Raw genomic sequence first — 3317 nt, forward strand, 5'->3', positions numbered from 1 at the left:
CCAAGTTTTTCTAATTCTAAACTAACACACATCTAAATTGTTATTTTGGGAGCATTAACAATATGCAGTCAGGGCTGGGACGTGCAAAACTTTCCGGCGCAACAGCTTATGAAGCGCAGGTAAGATTTAAAATCGTTGCTAGACAAAGAGCTAGAAAATCGTTGAGCTAGAAAATCGGTGCTAGACAAAGAGCTAGACAGGATTCTAATAAATTAGATTCTGTCGGAACTTAAGGGCATTATCTCTTTCTATTTGAGCAACGAAGCCCTTAATTTGTATGGGTTGTAGCTCCTTAAGTGCTCAATTGCAGTTCGCTCAAGTGAACGATTTCAGTAATTTTTTGAGCAACATCGCGGACTTCAGCAAACCATCCCAAAATAGCTTGCACTAGCTTCTTACGACTGTTGTGTACGACAACTTGCTTCTCCCGAAAAGGCAGTACAGATGGCACTACCTCCGAGTTGAATTTAACCACCTCTTTCAAATCACTCAACAGCACCTCTACAGGTTCTTTCCAACCACGCGGCACTCCATTTAAGTCCCACACCGACGCATTCATAGCACTAGGCCGCATCCTCGCTGCCGCTTGGGGGTCAATATACACCAATGCCCCCTGCTTCAACCACTGCTGCCCTACTTTAATAGGTTGACCTAAGTATTTGTAAACCTTGTGAGGGACAGCATTCGCAGCAATGCTATCAATATGAGCTTGCTGTAAAAGATTAAGGGCTTGATATGCTTTGCCGACATTAGTAATGCCATGCTGCTTATTCAAAGTTTTGAGTTCCGTTAAAGACTGACACGCCACTATCAAAGCCTTGAGTTCTTCCAATGTCGGGGGGTAAGGCTTGGAAGAATCGGAATTTCCGATCGCTTCCGACTGAAATTCCGACACCTCAATGCTGGCTGAAATCCCCTCTAGCTCTAGCTTTGAAGCCTCTACACCTTCCTCATTCCGATTATTCCGACAATTTAAAGAAGTAGTAGTTTCCTGGCTATTGCTAAAGTCGGCAACGTCCACCATATTTCCACCAGGTGTTGAGGGGAAGCTGGGAGTCAGATTTAGGGGTTCGTGGCTATTGCTAAAGTCAGCAACATCCACCTCTGCCATATCAACCTGAGAAGTTGTTTCCCCAGCATCCGAGATTAAGGACATATTTGGGGAAACATCCAGTTCTTTTGCTGACTCCGCTGAGAGTTGCAAGTTATTGTCCAGGTTATTAAGACTGCCTGTGCCCTCCAATGAGTTCTCTGAATCGAATTCAACACAGCCTGCGTTTTCCAATAAGGGTTCTGAGTTGAATTCAAAACTGCCCGCCAATTCAATTTTGCTCGCGTTTTCAAAATTGTCGGAATTGTCGGAATTTTCACTTCCATATCGCTGAGCGCTATGATTGGTAGCTGTTTCAGCAAATCGTGAATTGTCGGAATTCGATCGGAAACTTGTCGGAATTCCGACATCAGATTTTTTAACCGCCACTGCTTTTAGCTGCAAGCTTTTCCCTTCTCCACAAAGTTCAGCGTGTCCCATGTCCGCCAGAGTTTTAAAGTCCAAGCGGATTTGACTTAAGGTAGGTTTGCGCGCGACGTGGCGGAACACGGTATTTTGTACCTGCACTGGAGACACTTCTCCCTGCTTCCGTAAGGCGTATTCGTGGATTTGAAGCAGGCGGCCGGCGAGGGAACCGCCTTCATGGGTAGAGGACATCAGCACCCGAAACTGACCAATGTGGAATTTAGCTTGGGCAATTGCCCGTTCTAAAGTGTCGAGCCCCACGCGCTGGGGGTCTGTTTTCGGTTCAAACTTGAGTTCCAGACAGTGCAGCAGCAGCGCTAAGCGCAGTGTTTGACTGAGCATTTTGCCCAAGTAAGCGCTTAAAGCTGGGTTCTCTACTTCATACGCTTGCTGGTAGCGGCGTATAGATTCCCACCAGCGGTGCCATCGTTCTTCAGCATGGCAGTCAAAGTGCAGCATTACGGGTGGGTTCGATGCTTCCCAGGATGGGCGTATTGTGGCTTCATTGCTGCGGGAGATGCTACGGCGGATGTCTTTCAAGGCATTGGGCAGGTTTTTGAGGTGTTCGTAAACGCCAGTTAGCATAGAATCAAGCCCAACGACTGTATTAGACCAAATGGCAAAGTTGTCGGGTGTTTTTGGGATTGCCATCAGGAAGCGGCTGGCTAAGCCGTCCCCATCGTCGGGGTCGCTGCATAGGGTTTTGAATTTCTGGGTTTGAATTGCCCCAGTTAAGCTGATGGCAATGTCTTCGAGGATGACTGTGTTCTCGGAGTCCACTCGCTCGAATTCTTTGTCTAGGGGTGCGCCCCAAGCTTCTAGGAGAATTTGTCGGGTGTCGCCGCCGCCATCTTTATATTGATCCATTTTTAAGACGCGGACGAGTTCGTCAAAGACGAGGGCGCAGCCGGAGTGGGGCGCTAATTCGCTCATGCGTTTGAATGCGCCTTCTGGAGAACCGGCTTCAATCATCTCTTTGGCGGGAGGTGCTGGCATTTGAGATTCATAGACTGCGGGGTTCTGTGGACTGTTTAAGAGGGCTTCTTTCTCGGAGGGGTTTTTTTGCTTCCAGGCGTTTTCTAGCTGTTTAAGGTGCTGTTTGGCTTGTTTGTACTGGGTTCGTGCCAGTTTTTGCTGTCGTTTGATGGGTTTAAAGATGGTGCGCTGGGTTTGGCTTTTGCCGCTGGATGGGGGGGCGACGTTCATTGTCCAAAATATGGGAAATTCTACCCAGTCGTCTTCTGTTGTGTCTCCACTTTTGGCGACTATGCCGATGTTGCCGCCGAGTTTGGCCCCGCAAGCGCTTAGCAGGTAGGTTATGAGGTAGATGGGGTCGATGCGATCTGAGTCGGCTTTGGAGAGGAGGGCGCTGGCTAGGGCTTTGGGATATATGGATGGGATGTCTAGGTGTTCGGCTCGGTAAGTGAGCAGTTTGGACAGTTCGGTGGCATCGTCGGGGGCGGTGTTTTGCCGATTGAGTGAGAGTTCGATTTCTCTGGCAATTTTTTCGATGCCGCTGAGGGGGTGTCCGGTTGCGGCTCCAAGTTCGACTAGGGCGGCTAGTTGTCGGCCAGGTTCTAGGTTGCTGGTGACGATGTTATGGACTTGGGTGTATAGGTCGAATTCGGGTTCGGGTGGGGGTTGATTGTTGTTGTTGTTGCCATAGCCGTTGCCAGAGTTTCCGGGGTAGCCGTAGCTGTTGTCGCTACTGCCATTGCCAGAGTTTACGGTGTAGTCGTTGTCGCTACTACCATTGCCGTTGCGACTGCTATTGCTATTGCCATTACCGTTGCTAGAGTTT

The 3317-nt window shown here is 48.9% G+C and carries 1 protein-coding gene; it reads right to left on the reverse strand.

Annotated elements, in window-relative coordinates; all coding sequences use genetic code 11:
* Positions 1-292: 292 nt before the first annotated feature.
* On the reverse strand, positions 293-3317 hold a 3025-nt coding region (locus OSCI_RS02045; protein WP_039961553.1), incomplete at its 5' end, for a DUF3987 domain-containing protein.

Source organism: Kamptonema sp. PCC 6506, assembly GCF_000180455.1.
GTDB classification, from domain to species: domain Bacteria; phylum Cyanobacteriota; class Cyanobacteriia; order Cyanobacteriales; family Microcoleaceae; genus Kamptonema; species Kamptonema formosum.